This is a genomic window from Sphingobium sp. (assembly GCF_041987595.1).
GTDB lineage: Bacteria > Pseudomonadota > Alphaproteobacteria > Sphingomonadales > Sphingomonadaceae > Sphingobium.
Map to the genome: position 1 here is coordinate 1 of NZ_JBHIWJ010000016.1, position 22,537 is coordinate 22,537.

General features: G+C 61.6%; 16 protein-coding genes. 7 read left to right on the plus strand and 9 right to left on the minus strand.

Features of this window, described 5'->3' with window-relative positions:
* From ACFC3J_RS06320 to ACFC3J_RS06340, 5 genes are all read right to left on the minus strand, one after another.
* A partial coding sequence (locus tag ACFC3J_RS06320; protein WP_375195356.1) for a TIM barrel protein occupies positions 1-1,497 on the minus strand: 1,497 nt, incomplete at its 3' end.
* A gap of 275 nt (positions 1,498-1,772) precedes the next feature.
* Positions 1,773-3,716: an FAD-dependent oxidoreductase gene (locus tag ACFC3J_RS06325; protein ID WP_375195357.1), complete on the minus strand. Its 1,944-nt coding sequence runs from the start codon at positions 3,714-3,716 to the stop codon at positions 1,773-1,775.
* Positions 3,717-3,891: 175 nt separating this feature from the next.
* Complete coding sequence (locus ACFC3J_RS06330) at positions 3,892-4,971, minus strand: Rieske 2Fe-2S domain-containing protein (RefSeq protein WP_375195358.1); 1,080 nt, start codon at positions 4,969-4,971, stop codon at positions 3,892-3,894.
* A 19-nt stretch (positions 4,972-4,990) separates the two neighbouring features.
* Positions 4,991-6,184: a flavin-dependent monooxygenase gene (locus ACFC3J_RS06335; protein WP_375195359.1), complete on the minus strand. Its 1,194-nt coding sequence runs from the start codon at positions 6,182-6,184 to the stop codon at positions 4,991-4,993.
* 17 nt (positions 6,185-6,201) lie between these two features.
* Positions 6,202-7,119: a VOC family protein gene (locus ACFC3J_RS06340; RefSeq protein ID WP_375195360.1), complete on the minus strand. Its 918-nt coding sequence runs from the start codon at positions 7,117-7,119 to the stop codon at positions 6,202-6,204.
* A 101-nt stretch (positions 7,120-7,220) separates the two neighbouring features.
* Here ACFC3J_RS06340 and ACFC3J_RS06345 point away from each other — a divergent pair, with 101 nt between their 5' ends.
* A complete protein-coding gene (locus ACFC3J_RS06345) occupies positions 7,221-8,141 on the plus strand; it encodes a hypothetical protein (protein WP_375195361.1) in 921 nt (306 codons plus the stop codon).
* Positions 8,142-8,196: 55 nt separating this feature from the next.
* On the opposite strand, the gene ACFC3J_RS06350 is transcribed toward ACFC3J_RS06345, so the two are convergent.
* Both ACFC3J_RS06350 and ACFC3J_RS06355 read right to left on the minus strand, forming a co-directional pair.
* Positions 8,197-9,255, minus strand: a complete 1,059-nt coding sequence (locus ACFC3J_RS06350) for a tyrosine-protein phosphatase (protein WP_375195362.1) — start codon at positions 9,253-9,255, stop codon at positions 8,197-8,199.
* Between the two features lie 11 nt (positions 9,256-9,266).
* Positions 9,267-11,567 carry a TonB-dependent receptor gene (locus ACFC3J_RS06355; RefSeq protein ID WP_375195363.1) on the minus strand — a complete coding sequence of 767 codons (2,301 nt, stop codon included), beginning with the start codon at positions 11,565-11,567 and terminating at the stop codon, positions 9,267-9,269.
* 127 nt (positions 11,568-11,694) lie between these two features.
* On the opposite strand from ACFC3J_RS06355, the gene ACFC3J_RS06360 reads away from it, so the two are divergent.
* On the plus strand, positions 11,695-12,924 hold the full coding sequence (locus ACFC3J_RS06360; RefSeq protein WP_375195364.1) for a TetR family transcriptional regulator: 1,230 nt from the start codon (positions 11,695-11,697) through the stop codon (positions 12,922-12,924).
* Between the two features lie 55 nt (positions 12,925-12,979).
* The gene (locus tag ACFC3J_RS06365) at positions 12,980-14,293 is read left to right on the plus strand and encodes an MFS transporter (protein ID WP_375195365.1); all 1,314 of its coding nucleotides are present in this window, start codon (positions 12,980-12,982) and stop codon (positions 14,291-14,293) included.
* Positions 14,294-14,424: 131 nt separating this feature from the next.
* Here ACFC3J_RS06365 and ACFC3J_RS06370 read toward each other — a convergent pair whose 3' ends face one another.
* Positions 14,425-15,942, minus strand: coding sequence for a hypothetical protein (locus ACFC3J_RS06370; protein ID WP_375195366.1), 1,518 nt, complete (start codon positions 15,940-15,942; stop codon positions 14,425-14,427).
* Positions 15,943-16,137: 195 nt separating this feature from the next.
* Here ACFC3J_RS06370 and ACFC3J_RS06375 point away from each other — a divergent pair, with 195 nt between their 5' ends.
* Positions 16,138-16,899, plus strand: coding sequence for an enoyl-CoA hydratase-related protein (locus ACFC3J_RS06375; protein ID WP_375195367.1), 762 nt, complete (start codon positions 16,138-16,140; stop codon positions 16,897-16,899).
* Here ACFC3J_RS06375 and ACFC3J_RS06380 read toward each other — a convergent pair whose 3' ends face one another.
* The gene (locus ACFC3J_RS06380; RefSeq protein WP_375195368.1) at positions 16,900-18,228 is read right to left on the minus strand and encodes a spinster family MFS transporter; all 1,329 of its coding nucleotides are present in this window, start codon (positions 18,226-18,228) and stop codon (positions 16,900-16,902) included. It lies immediately after the preceding gene.
* Positions 18,229-18,442: 214 nt separating this feature from the next.
* Here ACFC3J_RS06380 and ACFC3J_RS06385 point away from each other — a divergent pair, with 214 nt between their 5' ends.
* Genes ACFC3J_RS06385 through ACFC3J_RS06395 form a run of 3 tightly spaced genes read left to right on the plus strand, consistent with a single transcriptional unit; the run spans position 18,443 to position 22,537 of the window.
* Complete coding sequence (locus tag ACFC3J_RS06385) at positions 18,443-19,642, plus strand: CaiB/BaiF CoA transferase family protein (RefSeq protein ID WP_375195369.1); 1,200 nt, start codon at positions 18,443-18,445, stop codon at positions 19,640-19,642.
* Between the two features lie 10 nt (positions 19,643-19,652).
* A complete protein-coding gene (locus ACFC3J_RS06390) occupies positions 19,653-21,194 on the plus strand; it encodes a long-chain fatty acid--CoA ligase (RefSeq protein ID WP_375195370.1) in 1,542 nt (513 codons plus the stop codon).
* Between the two features lie 17 nt (positions 21,195-21,211).
* The gene (locus tag ACFC3J_RS06395; protein ID WP_375195404.1) at positions 21,212-22,537 is read left to right on the plus strand and encodes an amidohydrolase; all 1,326 of its coding nucleotides are present in this window, start codon (positions 21,212-21,214) and stop codon (positions 22,535-22,537) included.

The following is a 22,537-nucleotide window of genomic DNA, read 5'->3' on the forward strand; positions in this document are numbered from 1 at the left end:
GACGTCGCATTGCTCTTCTCTGTTCTTGCCGGTCCTGATCCTCGGCTGCCCGGATTGCTTGAAACCGACGGGCGTGAATTCCGCCAAATTAATCCCGTTCCTCTTGAAAACCTGAAAATCGGTTTTACCGAAGACTTTGGCGGTTTGCCCGTTGAAAAGCCCATTCGAAAAACGCTCCGTCGATTCGCGCGAGATCTCGAAACCGCGGGCGTGGTTGGACGAATCCAGTTCCGCTCCATCCGACGCAGCGAACTCACGCGCCCACAGACCTTCGACTTCATCATCTTCGACCAGATAGACCAGGCTTCCCCCGACGCCGCGCAGCGCGGGCATGGCCAACCGTCCCGGACGCCCCTCCGGCCGATAGGATTTGATGCCAAGCGCCTTGGCCCGCGCCATGACCGCCGCCTTGTCTCTGACGCGCACGCCTATGGCGCAGATGGAGGCTCCGTGCGCCGCGCGGTAGGCGCTGGCGAAGCCCTTCGGTTCCGCGTTGATGACAAGGTTGACGCCGCCTTGCCGCCACCGCGTGACCTTCTTGTGCCGATGTTCCCCCGCCAGCGCGAATCCCAAGGTCGCAAGCGTGCTGCCCAACCGCGCCGAACTGACGCCATCAGCGGTGAACTCGACAAATTCCGCCCCAAGGACCGGCTGCGGCGCAGGCATGTCCGAATCTCTGCCAAGCACACGCAAGGCCGCATCGCGAACATAGTCGAGCGAACGATGCCCGTCTTCCGCCACCAGACGCGCGGCGTTGGAACGGAAACGGTCGTTGAAAATCTCAAGTGACAGCGGCCCGTCATAGCCCGTGCGCAGGATTTCCGCGACATAGCCCTCGACGTCCAGCCCGCCCTGCCCCGGCAGATTGCGAAAATGACGGCTCCAGTAGAGCAGGTCCATGTCCAGCAAAGGCGCGTCGGCCAGCTGGACGAAGACGATTTTGTGGCCGGGGATGGCGCGGATGCTCTCATTGGGAATCTTGCGGGAGAGCGAATGGAAACTGTCGAGAATGATGCCGATCGCCGGATGGTCGACCTGTTCGACAATGGCCCAGGCATCGCGATGATCGTTTACGTGACGTCCCCAGGCCAACGCCTCATAGCCCACGATGATGCCGCGCTTTTCCGCCCGCGCCCCCAGTTCGCGCAGGTCATCGACGATCCGGTTCCGGTCCCCCAGCGCCAAAGGCGAACAGTTGGAGCAGACGAGAATGCGGTTCGCGCCAAGTTCGCCCATCAGGTCGAACTTGCGCTCCGCCCGATCGAAGGTGCGCGGGCGCAACGCGTCCGGCATTCCTTCAAAATCGCGAAAGGGCTGGTAGAGCATGCAGGCAAGACCCAGATCGTCCAGCATTGCGCGAACTTCGCGGGGGCGGCGTTCCGATCCGATCAGATCATTCTCGAATATCTCAACGCCGGTAAAGCCGGCCGCTGCCGCTGCGCGCAGCTTTTCTTCCAGCGTCCCCCTGAGCGAAACCGTGGCAATGGCATTGGACATGAGAAAACCTCCTGTCCCCCGGAATCCCATACCATAACCATGACGAACAGCGCGCCTGACCGATGCATCCATGCCTTTGTGTTATGGCTTCAGGCCGGCGCGGGTCGGCGCGCTGATGGCAACAGCGCTTCGAAGCGTACAATAAACCTCGGAAAAGGATCAGGCAACGACAAGCCGAAGGCAGCGGCTGCCGTGTGCGTGTGCGTGTGCGTGTGCCTCAAAGATAAGGGGCCTGATTCGATGGAACAGGCCCCTTTTTGCCGAACTGCAAGAAATCAGGAAATGGCCACCGCCGCCGGGTCAGGCGTGCGTGTCCAGCTCCAATAGTCCGCAAGTTTGAACGGGCAGGATATATAATTCCGGCCCTTGCTGTTCAGATAATAGCTTTTCGCCTTGGGGTGGGACCAGATCATTTGCGCCATCTGCTTCTCGACCTTTTCGTTCCAGTCGAGATAGGCCTGTTCGGTGGGTTCGATCGCCTTGCCGCCCGCAGCCACCACCGCGTCGAGCGCCTCGATGATATAGTGGATCTGCGCTTCGAGTACCATGTTCACGCCTGCGGCATGGTTGGGCGCGCTGTTCGGTCCCAGCGTCATGAAGAAATTGGGATAGGCCGGCGCCATCACGCCCAGATAGGAACGCGCCTCATCCTTGCCCCATGCCGCAGCGAGATCGCAGCCGCCGCGGCCATAGACCTTGAGTGGCCCAAGGGCAGGTGCCAGTTCGAAACCGGTGGCGAGCGCGATGACGTCCACTTCATAGCGTTTGCCGCTCTTCGTGACGATCGCATTCTCTTCAATATGGTCGATGGCGTCGGTTTCCAGCGTGACGTTGGGCCGCAGCAGCGTGTCGAGCCAGCCGCCATCGGCATCCAGCACGATGCGTTTGCCGAAGATCGGATAGTCGGGGACTATCTTTTCAATAAGATCAGGGCGGTCCGCCAGCTTGTGATGGATATATTGCAGGGCATAGCTGCGCGCGGCGTCATTCTGGGCGGAAATGGAGACATCCTTGTTCGGCCAGTCCGCGTCCATCTTCACATTGCCATACAGGCCATCGCCGGTGAACCAGTAGACGCGAAAACGGAACCACTCCTTGTAATGCGGGATGTTGCGCAGGGCGAAATGGATGTTGTCGTTCACCGGAACGGCGATGTCGGGGTTGTTGAGCACCCAATGTTTGGACCTCTGGAAGATCACCAGGCGGGAAACCTTTCCCGCGATCGCCGGGGCGAGCTGGGCTGCGCTGGCCCCGGTGCCGATCACCGCCACGCTCTTGCCCTGAAGATCGACCTCCGGATCCCATCCGGCGGTGTGCATCTTGGGCCCCCTGAAGTTGTTCAGCCCCGGAATATCGGGGAAGGACCAGCGATTGAGCACGCCATGGGCAAGCAGGACGGCATTGGCAGTCTCCACCCTCTCCGCGCCCGTCCCGACATCGCGCAGCGTCACCTGCCAGTTGCTGTCAGTATCGCTCCAGCGCGCCGCGACGACCATGGTCTGGAACTGCACATGGCCGCGTATGCCATATTTGTCCGCGACCCCGGTCAGATAATTCTGAATCTCCGGCCCCTTGGGGTGATAGCTGCTCCAGTCCGGGTTCAGTTCGAAGGAATAGGAATAGAAATGGCTGGGCGTATCGACGCCGACGCCAGGATAGCGGTTCTCAAACCATGTGCCGCCAAGATCGGAATTTTTTTCGATGATCGTGTAGTCATAACCGGCCTCGGCCAGCTTGATGCCTGCGGCAATGCCGGTCATGCCGCCGCCGATCACCAGCACGCGAAAACCGGCGGGCGGGTGGATGCGGCCGGGCATTTCCCTGCGCGGCACCGCGCGTTCGAACCCCATCTGATCGTAAAGCACCGGCATGATCGCGGGATCGACTTCCTCGCCGACGCTGACGCTCATCATCCTGCGCAGCAGTTCCGGATCGATCGCCCGCTCTATAGGAGGCGTAGGGCCGGTAAGCAGCGCGAAAAGGCGGTCACGCAAATCCTGCGCCATCGCTTCGGGCACGTTGGAGGGTGCCTCGGCCGTGTAGATGCCGGTAAGATAGGGCGCAAAACTGTCCAGATAGGCGCGGTCCTGCACATAGGTCGTGTAAACCATCAGCAACGTCGGTAGATTGGCGTCCTGCAATGCCCGGCGCAGACCGTCCGCATCGACAATGGGAAGCGGGCACGATGCTGCCGGATGCGGCTGGTTGTGCGCGTTCATCGACTATCCTCTCTTAGTTCCGGCGGCGGCGGGATGCCGCCCTGTCTGAAAAGTTAGCATATACTTACTTTTCGGAGGGAAATTGACCGGCATCAAATTTTCCGGACAAAATCATATAAAAAAGGCGGAGCACCGGGTGCTCCGCCCTCCGCGTCCGTCATCAGCTCCCACAGGGTCAGGCCGCAGCCTTGCTCCTGCGTCGATCCACGGTGGTGTGGACACCGTCGACCCGGCCTTGAAATTCACCGGCGCGAGCGCGAGGGTTATAGAATTGACGATACCATAGCCGTTCCTTGTGGAACGGGCCATCATCGGGGATCTGAAGAATATGGATCGCCGGTTCCTTATATTTCCACAGTTCGAAATCCTGCGAGAAGGCAGCGAGGCCGGCTTCATGATAGGCGCGGGCGGCTGCGCGCTCCTCGACACCTGGATCGCCATTAGCCGCGGTTCGCGCCATGACCGCAAACCAGACGCGGACTTCGCCATCCTCGACGGGCGTGTTGCAGATCATCATCAGGGAGGGGTGCTTGCCCTCCATGCGCGACAGCAGGATGCCGGGGCCGGTATACCAGGTGTCGGTTTCCAGCATCGCACCGCCGTCCACCAGCGTGCGGTGACCTGAGGCAAAGCGCTGGCGCATGACATGCCCCGAAAATTCATTTTCGAAAAAGACACTGCCGGATGATCCATGGACCGGTGCAAAATGAGCATAGTCGGTCATGTTATCGAGTATTTCCTGCGGATGGATCGGCAGCGTGCCGAGATGGTCCACCTGCCAGCGCACCCAGCCTTCGTCGGCGCGGTCCCATTCGGGGAAATCGGGCAGATCATAGTCGGGATCGCCGCCTTCCATGTCGTGCCACATCCAGACGCAGCCCGCCCTTTCGACCACCTTGTGCGATTTGATGCAGGCTGCCTTGGGGATATTGCGGGTCGAATAGGGGATGTCGTCACACTCCCCTTCAGGCGTGAAGCGCCAGCCATGGGCGGGGCACCGGATGGAATCGCCCTCCACCTGATTGCCGTCCCGCACGATATAAGAGGTCGTGTTGCGCGCAATATTCACGCGCATGTGAGGACAATAGGCATCCAGCAACACCACGCGCCCGCTCTTGCCGCGATAGAGCGCCATATCCCTGCCGAAAAAGCGGATCGGCTGCGGTTGCAGGCCTACATCGTCGGCGATGGCGACCATGAACCAGCCCCGTGGGAAAGTGAGGTCGCCCAAGCCATATTCGGCTGTCTTCGCCATGGTTTCTCTCCCTTCCCTGTCAGATGAAGCTGTCGCTATTCGGTGCGCCCAACATGACCCCGCCGAAATTGCGGCCCACGATGCCGGGATTGTTGGCGACATGGGTGCGCCCGGCATGAATGTCGCAGAAAGCCCGCGCGATCGGGTTGCCGCGATAGATGGCTTCCGCGCCGCTGGCCGCGAAAATGCGACTGATCAGCGCGCAACAGCGGCTGGAAATCTGTGCCGACTGGAAGCGGTAGTGGAGCCGGGTTTCAAGATCCGCCTGTTCGCCCATACGCGCCTTTTCGGTCAGATCGGCGAAATTCCGGAAAAGGATCGTCTTCATCTCATCGATCGCCACGCGGGTTTCTGCGATCACCATCTGAACGTCGGGATCGACCGAGGCACTGGCGCCGCTGTTGTTGCTCTTCCGCTTGGCTCCTTTTTCCAGAAAGCAGTCGAGCACACCCTGCAACGCACCGATTGAGGAAGAGGATACGGCTCGCACGAACACCTGCCCGAACGGCAGCCTGTAGAGCGGACCCGGATTGACTTTCGCTCCCGGATTGGTGGCGGCGAAACCATCTTTCGAACGATGCGTGCGATAGGCCGGAACATAGGCGTCCTTCACAGTCACATCGTGACTGCCCGTGCCGCCAAGCCCGATGGTGTTCCAGATCGGCAGAATCTGAAAATCATCGCGGGGGACAAGAAAGGTCCAGAAGTCCGGCTCCCCCGTTTCCGGATCGGTGACGAGACCGCCCAGAAATGCCCAGTCGCAATGATCGACGCCGCTGGAAAAGCCCCAGCGCCCACTGATTCGATACCCCCCGTCGACAGGCGTCACCTGCGCACGCGGCATGTAGGAAGAGGAAATCAGCGTCGCGGAATCCCTGCCCCATACATCCTGCTGCGCCTGGGCGTCGAACAAGGCCAGTTGCCAGTTATGTACGGCGACGACGCCCAGCACCCACGCCGACGACATGCAGCCTTCGGCGAGCTTCATCTGCACTGCATAGAAGGTTTCAATGTCCATTTCATACCCGCCATGCCGGCGGGGCTGAAGAATCCTGAAAAAGCCCGCCTCCTGAAAATCCCGGATGGTTTCGTCCGGCACCTTGTTGCCCGCTTCGCAGGCATCGGCCCGGTCACGCAGCATCGGCACCAGTGCGGCTGCCCGGTCGACGAGGTCGGCCATGTCCGGCACGGTGGTCATGTTGGCAAGCGTCATATTCCCTCTCCCTCTGATCAGGCCGCCTCGGCCAGTTTCGCCCGTTCGTCGGCGCCGAAGCCGACGCTGAAATCATGGCCCCAAAGGCTCGCCGACGTGCTTTCGAAAACGGTGTGATGATTCCAGTCCACGACCCGGCCGCCGCAGCCATATTCCAGTGCGAAGCCGCCGGGCGTCTCGACGTAGAAACTGATCATATGATCGTTGGTGTGGCGGCCCAGGGTCGCCATCAGCCTCGCGCCCGCCTTCAGCATGCGATCATAGGCGTGGCCCACCTCATCGATGGAGGCGACCTCGACCATCAGATGCACGCAACCCGACGGCACTTCGCCTTCGAACAAGGCCAGACTGTGGTGGCGGCCGTTAGCGCAATGCATGAAATCGATCCGCATTTCGGGACCGCCTTCACCCTCCGGGCGGTGGATCATGAAGTCGGAAAGGCCAAGGCCCAGCACATCCATCAGGAAGCTGCGGGTCTCTCCTATTACCGGCGCGGGCAAAACTGCATGGCCATAGCCAAGATCGCCCGTCACGAAACGCACGCCGTGGCGAGAACAGAAAGGCGCGAAGCTGCTGACATAGCCGTAGCACAATTCATGGCGGTTGCCGGAAGGGTCGTAGAACCAGACCATCGCGATTACGTGCCGCAACGCCCGCTCCTCTTTGGTGGACTGGGTATAGGCAACGCCACGCGCGTCGAGCACCGCGAGAGCCTGGGTGAACTGCTGCTCAGTGCGCACTTCCCATCCACTGGCGAAATAGCCGTCGCGCTCTCCGGGGACGATGAACAGCCGCCCTGCCCGCTCATCGATCCGCAGGGCGACGCCCCCCGGCAGGTCCTGCGTCGAAAAGCCCGCTACATCCTCGGCGAAGCGAACCCATTTTCTGGGGTCTCCAGACGTTATCACGCTATAGGCAAGGGCCGCGACTTCCATGAGGCTCTCCATTCCAGACTGCGCTGCCATGATGGCGCGGAAGGAGGCGGCGGGAATTGACCAAGGTCAAAATCACAAGCCTTTGCGTTTAGATTTTCTCCTTGGATTTCGGATATTGGTATAATTATTCAACATCGAGCGCGACCTGCGTTTTAACTATGGATAAAAAATACGCACAACTGCCCTTCCAGCGGCGGAATTTGATCGGCGTCAAGGCATCCGTCCGTCCGCTGACATTTAAGCTGACATTTATGGAGCTGGGCGGCCATCCCGTCCGCTTGGAGAGGTGGAGGAAGGACGTGAACGCCCATTCGATAGATCGCAAAACGGTTACGCAGACCATCAGCCATGTGAATCTGCACTATCCCCGCTTGCAGGACGGGGAAGCGGCAGCCTTGCTGCTGGAAACGGCCGGGTTGATCAGAACGCAGGAAATGCCGCTGCAACAAGGCGGTACATTCTATCGCTTCACGGCCAATGTCCATGCGCTCAATCAGCCAGACAATATCATCTATCTTTCTCCATTGCCGCAGACAGCCGCTGATCTGTTCGCGGCTGCGCGCCAGAGTCTGGGCATCGGGACGGCGACCGAGCATCCCGCCGTGGCCGCCTATGCTGCCGCGCACGCGGCCGACCCGGAATTTGACTTCCACCTCGGATTTCTGTTCGACTCGCTCGACCATCTGGAAGAGCGATTCCTGGCCTTGCAGGCGCTTGAGGCGAACGACCCCCGCTTTGCAGGGCGCCTCAAATTTCTGGCCAACCGCGCGCTCCCCGGCGATACGGAGATCGACGCGCGGCTGGATGCCTCACCCGTTTATCACGACATCGCCCGCACCACATATGGACGCAATGGCGTTCAGGCTTTTTGTGAGACCGACCTTCTGGCCAATGGCCCGTTGGGCGGCGGATTGGTTCTGGAGTTCGACTATATATTCCCCGGCCATGACGATCACATCATGGCCATTTCCGATGGAGCCCGCAGGTCTGAAGTGCGCGCCTCACCGAAGCGCGACACATGAATGTTCAGGGCCGGCGTGACGACGGCACGGTCAACTTCCCGCGATGCCCCGTCCGTCATTCCAGATAGGCTTGCCTCATCGTTGCGATGTCCGCGGCGCTGACGCCCAATTCCTGTTGCAGATAATTCTCCACCGATCCCCAGCGACTGTCAATTTCCTCAAAAGCGCTGGCGAGAAAAGCCCTGCCGTCGGGGTCTTTGAGCGGCTGCGGCTTGGCGTAGGCCGGGTTGCCTTGATATCGGGCGAAGATCTGAGCCACCGGATTGTCGGGATAAAGCGCCGCGTTGATCGGCGGCAATTCAAAACGCGGCTGACGATAGGTTGTCGAGAGATGATAGTCCTGAAGGATCGTCTCCCGCGGCACCCCCAGTGCAGAGAGGATCAACGCCGTCGCAAAGCCGGTGCGATCCTGTCCGGCCGAACAATTATATTCGACCGGCCCCTCCTGATGCTTCAGAATGTTGAACAGCAGCCGCATCTGCGGCGCGAGCTGCTCAGGAAAATTGCGGTAGAGGGCTCCGCCATTCTGCAAATTGCCGCTGATCATCCCGGCCATGGAATAGCCGACGGCCAAATAGGGCACGCCGTCGATCTTCGAGGGGGCGAGCTGCCGCTCCTCGTCCGAGCGCAGGTCGACCATATTGCGCAGTCCCAGCGCGCCGACCTTCGCCATATCCTGCGGGGTCAGCATTGCCGACCCGCCGGAACGGTAGACGAGGCCCCATTTGACCCGCCGCCCGTCCACCGTGCGATAACCGCCAATGTCCCGAAAATTCGAACCCTGCGCCAACGGCACCACCCGCTCGGACACCGTAAGGACGCTGTTGTCCGAATGATCGCGCAGCAGAAAATAGGCGCGCTTGACCGGGTCGACAGCAAAGACCTCGCTCCCGTCCTTCGCGTTCGCCGCGACCAGACGCGCCGAACCGATGCTCACGTCCGGGCGATCCGCCTGATAGACATCGATCCTGGCCGCGCCGGTCCAGCTGAGCTGAATGCGGTCACCCGCAAGCCTCTCCGCACGCGCCTCGGCGACGCGGGCTGAGGCCGGCATGGCCAACAGCGACATCGCCGTGAAGCCGATCAGCAGCGATTTGGTGCAATTGATCTTCATGGGTTTGCTCCTCAGAATTTGACGTTCAGTTCGCCGCCGAAGGTCCGCGGTTCATTGAAGATGGCGTAAGTCCCGAGCGCAGAGCTGTAATTGCGCAGGAAGGCAGCTTGCCGGTTCAGCAAATTGCGCGCCCAGAAAGAGACGCGCATTTTGGCGCCCATCGAACCCAGGTCGATGTCGGCCAGCGACAGGCGGCCATTGACCAGGAAGCTGCGGTCGCTCAGCGTCGGATCGCTGGCGCTGCTATATTGACGGGTGGCGAAACTGGCGTCGAGATGCGCGGCGATCTTCATGTCGCCCGCAACGGGCAACTCATAATCGATCGCTCCGCTGGACGAATGTTTCGGCACATAAACCGGATAGACCGTTACCAGCGGATTGCCCGCCACGAAGGGATTGGGTGCGCGTGGCAGCCTCACATCGGTCAGCGCGTAACTCGCCGTCAACGTCAGCCCGGTTACCGGCGCCACCGTCAGATCCGCTTCCACGCCCTTGACGCGTCCGGCACCGTCGACGTTGACGGTTTCCAGCGTGGTGCGGTTGACGCCGGGCGTCACCGCATTGAAGTCGATCTGCACATTCTTGTATTTGGTCGTATAGGCAGCCAGATTGAGGCGCACCGTGTCGGCGAGCAGATCCATCTTCGATCCGATTTCGAACGAAGACACCGACTCCGGCCCGAAGCTGCGATAGGTTAACGAACGGGAATTGGCACCGCCCGCCTTATAACCGCTGCTCCATTTGCCGTAGACGTTGATCCCGCGCGACACATCATAGGCGAGCGTGACGAGCGGATCGAAACGATCCGATTTGAACGCCATCGGGAGCGAGCCGGTGATCCCGTTCACGGTCGGCGTTGTACCGTTGACCTTGGTGAGATGGCCTTCCTTCTTGTCATGACTGTAACGGCCGCCCAATGTCAGGTGAAATCGGTTGTCCAGCGCGCCAGGCGTCCAGGTAAACTGTCCGAAAACGGAGATATTGTCGGTGACCGCAGAGCTGGCCCGATCCGGAAAAGGTGCAGAGGCTATCGGCGAAGGCAGAACGGTATAGCCGGTGCCGTCGGCATTGAACTTCAGCGTATTGGGCGACCAGGCATCGTCACTGACATTTTCATGATAATAGAATAGTCCGGCGACATAAGTGATTTCCGGCATATCACCAATCGCCTGCAATTCCTGGCTATACTGATACTGGTCGAAATTGGCGAGGCTGTAGCGGCCGAAATTGCCGTTCGGGGCAAAAACCGAGAGCACTGTCGAACCATTGTCATATTGGCTCTGCGTCAGATCGCGATAGGAGCTGATCGACCGCAGCGTCAAGTGATCGGCCACCTGCCAGTCGAGGTTGAGCTGATGGCCCCACGTCTTTCCGACGCTGTCCTGCAAGGGCACGCCCACATTGGCCGTCCCGGCGCGGTCGGGCTGGAGCGTGATGATCGGGGCGCGGGTCAGCGAACCGCCGGAGAGAAGCTGGAGATAATAGGGAGTCGTCGCGTCATAACTCTTGTCGAAGCTATAGAGTGCGGTGAAACTGGAACTGGGCTCCCACTTCACGGCGGCGTGGACGCCGCGCCGATCGTAGCTGTTGAAGTCGCGTTGACCGCCCAGCGGATTGTCCACCGTGCCGCCGCGCCGCTGAACCAATCCGTCCAGTTTCACGCTGATATTATGGAAACTGGGGAGGTCGAGATGGATGACGCCCTCATAGCCGCCATAATTGCTGATGCCTGCCGTCGCGTTGAGGTGAAACTCGCCGCTGGGCTTGCGGGTCACGATGCTGACCGCGCCACCTTCGGTATTGCGGCCGAAAAGCGTGCCCTGCGGTCCCTTGAGAACCTCGATCTGCTCGACGTCGAACAGCGCGGCGCCCAATCCCTGGGCGCGCCCCATATAGACGCCGTCGACATAGACACCGGTCCCCTGATCCCGCGCCGGCTGGTTGGCGTCGCCCAGCGCCCCGATGCCGCGGATGCCGATCGTCAGCGCCGACTTGCGCGAGAAGAAGGGCGCGATCCGCAATGAAGGAATGGTGCCGTCACCCAAATCCTCCAGCGACTGCACATGGCGATTGGCAAGGTCGTCGCCGCTCATGACCGCAATGGCGATGGGCGTGTCCTGCAAGTCGGTCTGGCGCTTTTCCGCCGTCACGACGATCGCTCCCAATCCCTCAGCCTCGACGGCGTCGACCGCCGCCGCGGTGGCCGCTGTATCAACCGCATTCGCTTGCGCCGCCGCAGGCAACAGCGCCGCAGACAGCGCGCTTCCGGCCAAGGCAGAGGCGTAAAAATAGTCCGAAACCGACTTCCGCATGGTATGTCCCCTTCATGAGTCGGCAGCGAACTAGAGCGGTTGTATGTCGCAACTGTTACACTTGTTCCGGCTTTTCTCGCCTCGCCTCCTGGGATGGACAATGCTAAGGCGCCAAGAGGAGATGGTGATGCAGAACAGCTTGACGATAAACCAAGAAGCGCAGATTTCGTCGAAGGACAGGCTTATAGACGCCACTTTACGGCTATGGGAGGAGGTCGGCAGCGGCAGCATTTCGGTCCGCATGCTGGCTCAGGCTGCCGATGTTCGCGTATCGTCCATCTATCATCATTTTGGCTCTCTGGAACGATTGTCTGCAATAGCGCAGGATCATGCCCTCAACCTTGCCGCTCGCTGGCGGGAAAGGCATCTGCTCGACCTGAAAGAGGCCCGGCTGCATGCCGATGCCTTTGGTCCGATATTTGCTGCCCTGATCGACGATTGGGCGCACGATCACCGCCGGCTGGCCTTCGCATGGCGCGAGGGACAGCAACTCGCGCTGCGCGATCCGCAGTTCAGATCGGGCGCCGCACGCTGGAACGGCTTCTGGCTCGATTTCTGGGAAGAACTGTCCGGACATTTCGGTCTCGCCGGCACCGGCGCGCTGACCGCCAGCCTGTTCGACAGCGAAAGTTTCCTGCACATGATCCGCTGGCGCCGTGCAATCGACCGGGCGGGGCTGGAGGAACTGGCGCGGGGCTGGGCGGCATGGCTGGGCGGCAGGCGCGCCCCCGCCGGACCCGTGCGCGACTTTGCCCGCGCCGAAGCGCTGCGCGAATTTCCGGCGCTGCCCGAACGCGACGAGACCTCCGCACATATTGCCGAGGCCGCCGCGTACATCGTCTCGCAAAAAGGAGCGGCAAGCATGACCCATCGCGCCGTTGCCGCGCAGTCAGGGTTGACGCTGGGCATCGTCTCGCACAAATTTCGAACCAGTGCCGAACTGATGCGCGCCGCCTTCGAGCAGCTCTATATGCGGAACGTGTCCCCGGCAGGGCCGACCATCGAATCCGCCACCGGGGACGAAGACCGCTGGTCGCTGCATGGTCTGGTGCGGATGATGGAGGCCAGCGTGGCCAATGCCGGCCCTGAGGAATTGACGCTGGTTGTGGCGCGCGACCCCTCCTTCCGCCACTTCGCAGCCCAGTTGCGCTATTTGCGGGGCCGAACCTCCGGCCGCCATCTTCAGGCGATTCTGGGACAGGCGCAGCCGGCGACCAGCCTGGAAGCGGCGATCTTTTCCGGCTTTCTCGCCGGTCAGTTACGCACGCAGCTTACCGTGCCGCAGGAAGATTTTTCCGGCCGCATCCACAAGGAACTGGAGCGACTGCTGGGCAGGATCGGGGCCCTTTCACCATAATGTCATCGATGTCGCTTACCGGCGCCGCTCATACCGCTCAAGCACGCCAGGAGCCATGCATATATCCTCTCGCCTCAGCGCAAGGCGCATAGCGCTTTTCTCGCTGCCGGTCGTGCTGTTCCAGGCGATCGAAATTGCGTGGCGATCCTATCTCCCCCAACATCTGACTGCAAACATGGGCCTTTCGCTGGCGGCGACAGGCATATTGATGATGGCGATGCGCAGCCTGGATGCCGTCGCCGATCCTGCCATGGGGTGGATCAGCGACCATGTCGAAACCCGCTATGGCCGACGCAGGCCCTGGATGATGCTGGGCGTGCCCCTGATCGCGATCGGATCGATCTGCCTTTTCGCGTCCGGGCCGGGATTGCCCCTGTTCGGCATCGTCTTGGCGAGCGTCGCGTTGCATCTGGGCTATTCTCTGATCCTGACACCCCACGGCGGCTGGGGTCTTGAGATCGGCCGGGACACCCATGAGCGCACGCGCCTGATGAGCGCCAAGATCTGGTATGCGTCCGCAGGAGCCACCGCGATCCTGTCGATCGCCGCGCTGCTCGAAAGGGGCTTCGATTTTGGGAAGGCTGCGATCGCGGCCATATTAGGCTCGATCGTGGCGCTATTGGCCCCGCTGTCCGTGGGGCCGGTAGTCGTGCTGTTCCGCGAACGGACGCTGCCCCACCGGAAAGCAGGCGGTCAGTCGATCCGTGGTTCCCTCCGCGCCATAATGAGCAACCCGGCGTTACGAAAGCCGCTGGCGCTCTATCTGTGGCTGGGCATAGCCGATGCATCCAGCGCGACGGCTTTCCTCTTCCTTTCCGACAATGTGTTGCAACTGCCCGGCTGGGGCGCGGCGCTGATGCTGATCCAGCCCGTTCTGGTCATGATGACCTTGCCGCTCTGGACCAGGGCGAGCGGACATTATGGACGCGAGCGGGTGCTGATATGGGCCTATGGCTGGCAATTTATGGTCGCGCCGTTGGCGCTTTGGCTTCCCGTCGGCAGTCTGTCCGCGATGATCGCTTACCTGCTGGCGCGGAACCTGGTCTGGGGTGTAGACTATGCCCTGCTGCGAGCTATGGTCGCCGATGCGGCAGATCAGGACATCCGGCAGGGGACCAGCCGGTCGGGTCTCTATTACGGCCTTTCCAGCATCACGCTGAAGCTGGCGATGGGATTGGGGGCGAGCGGAACCCTTTGGTTCATCTCGCTTTCCGGCTTCGATGCTCGATCGCCTTTTCTACCGGCTGACGCGCAACTGGCGATTCGGATCGCCTTTGCAGCGCCGTCCACGATCGCGGCGGCGGCAGCGTTGAAGATTTTGTCTTCCCGCCGCCGAACCCGGCACAAAATGGCGCCTTCCGTCACATAAAGGTGATCTGCCGGACAGCGACTTCAAGCAGAAACTCCACGATCCCTACAAATCTCTCATGGATCTGCCGATCCCCGGCAAGCAGGATAATGGCAAGCGGCGGCCGTCGCGCTAACCCTCCCGCCCGTGCATCAGCGGCAGGCCGGATTTCCTGCGTCAGGCACCGCCAGGAAGGCAATGGTCTGACCGGCAATGGAAAGCCTGCCCCTCACTGGAGTACCGTTCAGCCCGTGCAACGCACCCTTGCCATCAATCGCCGGCACTTTGCCATTCACTCGCACATTGCCGGTGTCGAGCGGCTGACCGGTCATCACCCAACCTGTCGCCTTGCCGGCAACAGCCAGCGATTGCACCGCCTGCCCCGTGTTGAGCGCAAGCAGACCGACCCCTCCCTTGCGACCTGGCAGACATTGGGCGTAGAGCCGCAAGTCAGGAGAGGGCGACGCGGGCGCCTCCAGAACCGTGTTGCCCATCGTTCGGCGCCACAACAGCGCCGCCCAGTAATTGGGCCGCGGCGTCAGCGTATCCCAATCAATCAACGCATAATCGGACGCGGCGAGCGTGTTGTGCATCACGACCTTCACGCCCTTTTGCGCCAGCACGCCAAGCTGGTTCAGATAGCGAAAACTGTCGAGAAAAGTCGAAGCCCAGGGCGAACCGCCGCACGCCGCCTGAGCGGTCTCGGTGTTCCACATCGGCTTGCCCGGTTCATATTTATCCCGCAGCGCACTGTAATGATTATGATCGAGCAGCGTCCGGTCCAGCCATGCGGGCGAGAGCGCCTCCGCCTTGAGCGCGCCGCCAATCTTAAATCCCGCGCAACGCTGCGACACGCTCCCGTAGAAATGATAGGATACCGCATCCAGACTGTTCGGGTTGGCCTTCATCATATCCTCGCTGCGCACCGCCTTGCCCATCGCGCTGGCCGAGATATTGGACATCAATGAGCCTTCCCCGATGCTGCCGGGACCCAATATCTTCATGCCGGGCAGGGATTTTTTCGCCCAGTCCCGGAACAGCCGGAAATCCCTCGCATAGTTTTCCGCGCTGTAATTTTTGGGCATCGCGCCTGCAGCGCTGGGCATATTGGGCTCGTTGAAAAATTCTGCGGCATAAATGCTGCCTCCTGCTTCATGGGTGAGATCGGCGAGCCGCTGAGCCTGATCGGCTTTCCAACGGCCGTCAGGACCGCGCGTGCCAGCACTTACTGCAAAGCTGGTCACGATCGGCGCATCGACCGCTTTGGAAAAGGCAATGACCTGACGCCACTGATCGCGGGTCAGTATCTGCTGATAGCCCTCCGGCGGCGCGGTCAGATCCTCGCCCTGCGCTGGCAGATAGCTGTTGTTGGCCCATGTACCGCTGACCCGCATGAGGCTGGGACCAAGGTGCCGGGCAAGATGGATCAGCCTGGGATCGGTCAGATCGATGGGTGGGCGCTGGCGAAAGACTTCACCCGGCTGTCCGCCATAGGGTGCCCAGAAACGGCCGCCTGTCACTTCAACCATCTCGACATTATAGGATTGATAGCGTTCGTCGACCTCAGCGATCCGCTTCAGACCCGCCAGGCCCGGCTGACCGGCAGACGCGCTGGGGGCAGCGGCAATCGTCGCTGCCAGCAGGCCGGCGACAGTATATTTCAGGCCCATAGTCTCTCCCTGCCCTGTTCCATTACGCCTTCCGCCAATCGGGCGACAGAAGGGATTCCGCCTTATAGAGAGATTTCTCGCCTCATGCACAGGCAGCGCCTGTCTCATGAAATTTTGTCAGATTTATTGACATATTGCCCTTTGATGAAGATACAGTGCAGGCTCAGCCCCCTGACCAAAGGATTTGGAGTTCACATGGCTATTCGGCAAACAAATCGGGGCAAGGGCGCCATCATCACGCTGGACGAGCCTGGATCCGCCAATGCCCTCTCCTTCGCCCTGGCGGCTCAGTTGGTCGGAGCCGTTGAGCAGGCGGCAGCAACGGATGCCCGCGCCATCTTGCTGACTGGCGCGGGGCGCGCCTTTTGCAGCGGCGGGCAATTATCCGATCCGTTGCCTGAAGATGCCGGCGCCATATTGGAAGAGATCATCAATCCGCTGATGCGTACATTCGCGACGCTGGAAATACCGCTGATCGTCGCGCTCAACGGTCCTGCGATCGGGGCGGGAGCGGCGCTGGCGCTGGCGGGCGACATCGTGATTGCCGGCCAATCGGCATGGCTGGGCTTCAGCTTCGCGCAAGTGGGTCTGGTTTGCGATGCAGGCACGAGCTGGCTGTTGCCGCGCACGCTGGGCTGGCATCGGGCGATGGCGACGATGATGCTGGGCGAACGGATCACTGCACAGCAAGCCCTTGACTGGGGGCTGGTCACGAAGCTCGTCGACGACGATCATCTGGAGGAGGAAGCCCTCGCCCTGCTCGACCGGCTTTCGACCGGTCCCACCCGATCCTTCGGAATGATCCGCAAGCTGGCCCGTCGGGCGCTCAACCTCAGCTTCGAGGATGCGCTGGCGGCGGAGCGCTCCGGCCAATATGCGGCTGGCCGGACCGATGATTTCCGGGAGGGCGTTGCTGCATTTCGGGAACGTCGCACACCCCGGTTCGAAGGGCGCTGATCACGCACTTTCCTCATGGGCGCGGATGGCGGACAGGATCGCCCGGCGCGTTCCGGCCAGCATCGTCAGGGCCAGCGCCAGAGCAAGGCCGCTGATCGTCGCCAGCGCTTTGCCGAGGCCCGTCGCTCCGCCATAAACATGCTCGCTCAACAGGCCGACCAGCAGCGGGCCGATGCCCATGCCCGCCAGATTGACGCACAACAGATAGATGGCGGTCAGGCGCCCGCGCATGTCGGCGGGCACCAATATCTGGAGCGTCGCCGCCTGCAAGCCGCCGATCATGGATGTCGCGGTCATGCCCAGCGCGATCAGGACGAGCGCAATGGTCCGATCCGAAGCCAGAAAGGCGCTCACAAGCAACGGCAACTGGATGATGATCGAACCCATCACCACGCGCACCGGCGCGTCGATCACGTCCCGCCGCGCCAACCGGTCGGAGATCAGGCCCGCCGCCAGCAGGCCGAAGGAACCCAACAGGCCGGTGATGAGGCCAAATTGCAGGCCGATCTCCGCCGGCGCCATGCCATGGGCGCGCGCGAAATGCGCCGGCCCCCAGAGCAGCGCGCCATAGGCCGCGATGACCATCGCAGAATAGCCGCCGATGACGCCCAGGAAAGCTGTCTTGCGTCGCCGCATCAGAGTGAAGAGTGCGCTGATTGACGGCGCGCCGATATGGGATTGCGTGCGCGGCGCCTCCCGCATCGTGGCGAGCATCAGCAAAGCGAGCGGAACGCCGAGCAACCCGACCGCCACAAAGGCCATGCGCCAGCCGCTGAGCACCATGCCTCCCGGAAGGGTCATGGCGATAGTCTGCGCCCAGCCGACGAGATAACCACCGAACATCATCGCAACGCCGCCGCCCAACGATACGCCCATGGCATACAGGCTTATCGCAAAGCCCAGCCGGGATTTTTCGAAGCGATCCGCGATGGTCGAATAGGCCGCGGGCGAAAGCGCAGCTTCCCCAATTCCCACAAAGGCGCGAGCCGCCAGCAGGGACGCAAATCCCCCCGCAAAGCCGCATAGCGCGGTTGCCAGGCTCCAGCCGATCAGCCCGAACAGGATCAGGTTGCGGCGATTGCCAGAATCTGCCCAGACGCCGAAAGGAATCCCCATGACGGAGTAGAGCAGGACGAAACCGAAGCCGACCAGCAGACCGATCTGAGTGTCGCCGAGGCGGAGATCGGCGCGGATGGGGTCGATCATCAGACTGACCAGCACCCGGTCCATGAAAGACAGCATATAGGCAAGGGTCAGCATCAGGACGACATAATAGGCGTAACCGATCCGCTTGCGCGCCGCGCCCGCCCGTTCCGGCAATCCGTGCATCCACCCGCTCCTTTCGAGATTATATTTATCAAATAAACTGACATATAAATTTGGCAACGGCAATGGCCCGTCGTTCGCGATTTTATGGATTTTAGCAAAAATAATTCAATTTTTGGCTGCCACATCTGGCGGATTGACAAGCCAGCAACTCTCGTCAATATCGTAAGAAATATTGACATTATTAGGTGAGGGACTGGCCAGGCGCCGACTGAAGATGAGCGAATTGCAATCGACCGGCCCGCTGAAGGGCATCCGCGTGGTTGAAATGGGGCAGCTGATCGCAGGCCCCTTTTGCGGCCAATTGCTGGGCGACATGGGCGCTGAGATCGTGAAGATCGAACCCCCGGCGCAGGGCGACCCGATGCGCGCATGGGGCCGTGGCGAGAGGCCGAGCTGGTGGGCGGTCATCGCGCGCAACAAGCAATCCGTTTCCATCGACCTGCGCACCGCTGCCGGGCAGGATATAGCCCGCCGCCTGATTGGTGAGGCCGATATTCTGATCGAGAATTTCCGTCCCGGTACGCTGGAACGCTGGAATCTCGATCCGGTCGAATTGCGCAAGGTCAATCCCCGGCTGATCGTCGTCCGCGTGTCGGGCTACGGCCAGACAGGGCCTTACGCCTCTCGCGCAGGATTTGGCGGCATTGGCGAGGCAATGGGTGGCTGGCGCGCCATCGTCGGGGAACCGGACCGGGCGCCTGCCCGGATGGGCGTGTCGATCGGCGATTCGCTGGCCGCGACCTATGGCTGCATGGGGGCTCTGGCCGCGCTGCACCATCGCGCCCAGAGCGGCGAAGGCCAGATTGTCGATGCCTCGCTCTACGAAAGCGTTTTGCAGGTCATGGAAAGCCTGATCCCCGAATATGCGGTGGCGGGCTATCAGCGCACGCGCACCGGATCGATCCTGCCGGGCATCGCCCCTTCCAACGTCTATCCGTGCAGCGACGGCGAATATCTGATCGGCGCCAATCAGGATGCGGTCTTTGCCCGGCTTTGCGCCGCAATGGGGCGGCCCGAAATGGCGCAGGACGCCCGCTATGCCACCCATGTCGCGCGCGGGGCGAACCAGGCCGAACTGGACGCGCTGATCGGACAATGGACGCAGACGCTGACCGTCGAGGCGCTGGAAGCGCTGATGATCGAGCATGCCGTGCCTGCCGGGCGAATCTATGGCGCGCCCGACATGATGGCCGACCCGCATTTCAAGGCGCGCGAAGCGATCATCGAGGTGGAGGACCCGGTGCTGGGCAAGGTGCCCATGCAGGGCGTCTTCCCCAAATTGTCGGCGACGCCGGGATCGGTGCGCAAGGCAGCGCCGGGCGCGGTCGGTGAGGACAATGCGGCGGTGCTGAGCCGCTGGCTGGGAATGGATGCGGGTGCCATTGCGGCGCTCGAACAAGACAAGATCATCTGAGGGGGAGAACATGCGCGTAACCCACGCACTTGAGCGCGCGGCGATCGTCGCTGCCAACCGCCCCGCGACGATCGATGCGGACCGACGGCGAAGCTGGGGCGAGGTCCGCGACCGGGTCGCCCGTTTCGCAGGCGCATTGCAACGCCTGGGTGTCCAGCCCGGCGACCGGGTCGCGGTTCTGGCAATGAATTGCGACTATTTTTTCGAGGCCTATTTCGCCATTCCATGGGCGGGAGGCGTCATGGTGCCGCTCAATACGCGGCTGGCCGAGCCTGAACTCGCGTTCCAGCTGGAAGATGCCGGGGTCGACATCCTGCTTTTCGGCAGGGAGTTCGCCGACGTTGCGAAGTCGCTGCGCGCACAGGGACGCGTACGCATGCTGATTGGCATGGACGGCGGCGAGGCCCCCGCCGATCATGGCATGGACGCGCTCATCGCCGGGGCGCAGACGATTCCGGCCGCGCAGCAGAGTGACGCGGATCTTGCCGGCATCTTTTACACCGGCGGGACCACGGGTCTGCCCAAGGGCGTGATGCTGAGCCACGGCAATCTCTCCGCCATGGCGGTCAACCTGCTGATGATGATCCAGTTCGACGAGGATTGCGTCAATTTCCACTCCGCGCCGATGTTCCATCTGGCGGATATCGGCATCCTCTTTGCGACCATGGCGGCGGGCACGCATGTCTTTCGCCGAAGCTTCGACGCTGGCGATGTGCTGGAGGCGATTTCCAACCATAAGGTCACCCACTGTTTCACCGTGCCGGTCATGATCGAGCGGCTGGCCAAACATCCCGAGCTGGAGCAGTTCGACATAGGCTCGCTTCGCATGCTGGGCTATGGCGGCTCATCGATGCCTGCCGCCAGCCTCGACTTTGCGCGCTCGCGCTTTCCCGGCGTCGATTTCATTCAGGGCTTCGGCCAGACCGAGATGGCGGCCGCGACGATGCTGGGGCCGAAAGCGCATAGGGCAGGCGCCGATCCTGCCAAGCTCCGGTCGGCGGGGCATGTATGCCTGGGTTATGAGATCCGCGTCGTCGACGAGGCCGGGCAGGAAGTGCCGCGTGGCACGGTGGGCGAGATTGTCGGGCGCGGCGACAATGTGATGATGGGTTATTGGAACCGTCCGGAGGAAACCGCCGAAGTCATGCGCGATGGCTGGCTCCATACCCGCGATGCCGGCTATATGGATGAAGACGGCTATATCTACATCACCGACCGGCTGAAGGACATGATCGTGTCGGGCGCGGAGAATGTCTATTCGATCGAGGTGGAAAATGCGATTTCCCACCATCCTTCCGTGGCCGAAAGTGCGGTGATCGGGGTCCCTGACGCTCTCTGGGGCGAGCGGGTTCATGCGGTTATCGTTTTGAAGCCTGGCGCGGAGGGGATCGACATTGCAGGCTTGCAGACTTTCTGCAAGCAGCGCATCGCCAGCTACAAATGCCCCAAAAGCATGGAACTGCGTGCCGATCCTCTGCCCCGCAGTCCGGCAGGCAAGATATTGAAGGGTCCGCTGCGCGACGCCTATGTGGAGCAGGTTTCGGCCGATTAAATGGTTTATCGAGGATGATGCGCGTGAAGAAACTTGCCCTGCTGGCCGCCAGCCTTCTGGCTTCTCCCGCCATGGCGGCTGCTCCCGATCCCAAGGCCGATGCCGCGCGGGTCGATGCGGTCCTCGACAAGGGCTATCCGCAACTGGAAGCGCTATACAAGGACATCCATCAGCATCCGGAAATCGCCTTTCATGAAGTGCGGACGGCGGCGCTGCTGGCGGACAGGATGCGCAAGCTCGGCTTTGAGGTGACGGAGAAGGTGGGCGGCACCGGCATCGTGGCGCTTTACCGCAACGGCGCCGGTCCCACGGTGCTGGTCCGAACCGAGTTGGACGGGCTTCCGCTGCTCGAAAAGACCGGCCTTCCCTATGCGAGCCGCGCCACGCAGGAGATTGACGGCAAGGTCGTGCCGACCATGCATGGCTGCGGGCACGACATCCATATGAGCTGGTGGATCGCGACCGCGCAGGCCCTGCTGACGATGAAGGATCGTTGGCACGGCACGCTGATGTTCGTCGCCCAGCCCGCCGAAGAAACGGTGGAGGGCGCGAAAGCAATGCTGAAAGATGATTTTTTCAAACGCTTTCCCAAGCCCGATTATGGCTTTGCCGCGCATGTCATGCCCTATCCGGCGGGAACGGTGATGCTGAAGGAAGGCCCCGTCACTTCGGCGGCCGACGCAGTAAAGATCACATTCAAAGGCAAGGGCGCCCATGGATCGATGCCCGCGGACAGCATCGATCCGATCGTGATGGGGGCGCATTTTATATCGGATGTGCAAACCGTCATCAGCCGCGAACTGACGCCCGGAACCTTCGGCGTGATTACCGTTGGCACCTTTCATGCCGGAACCGTGGAGAATATCATTCCCGACAGCGCGGAATTGCGCCTAACCCTGCGGTCCCATGACCCGGAGGTGCGCAGGCAGTTGCTGGCGGGCGTGCGCAAGACGGCGCTCGCCGCCGCGTCGATCGCGGGCGCGCCAGAGCCGGACATCGCCTATCTCTATGGCACTGCCGTCACATTCAATGAGGTAAGGCTGACGGACGCGGTCGCGCAAAAGCTGAAGATCGCGATGCCGGGGCAGGTCACGGTCGAGCCGGACTATAAGCCCGCCGGGTCCGGAAGCGAGGATTATTCCGAATTCGTCAATGCTGGCATCCCTTCCGTCTTCATCGGCATTGGCGGGTCATCGCAGGCGGTGCTTGATCGGGCAAAGACGGAAGGCCGTAAGCCGCCCGTCAATCACTCGCCCTTCTTCGCACCGGACCCCGAACCTTCCATCCGCGCCGGAACGAAGGCGCTGACGCTTTCGGTCCTCTCGGTTGCGGGGGTGGATTAA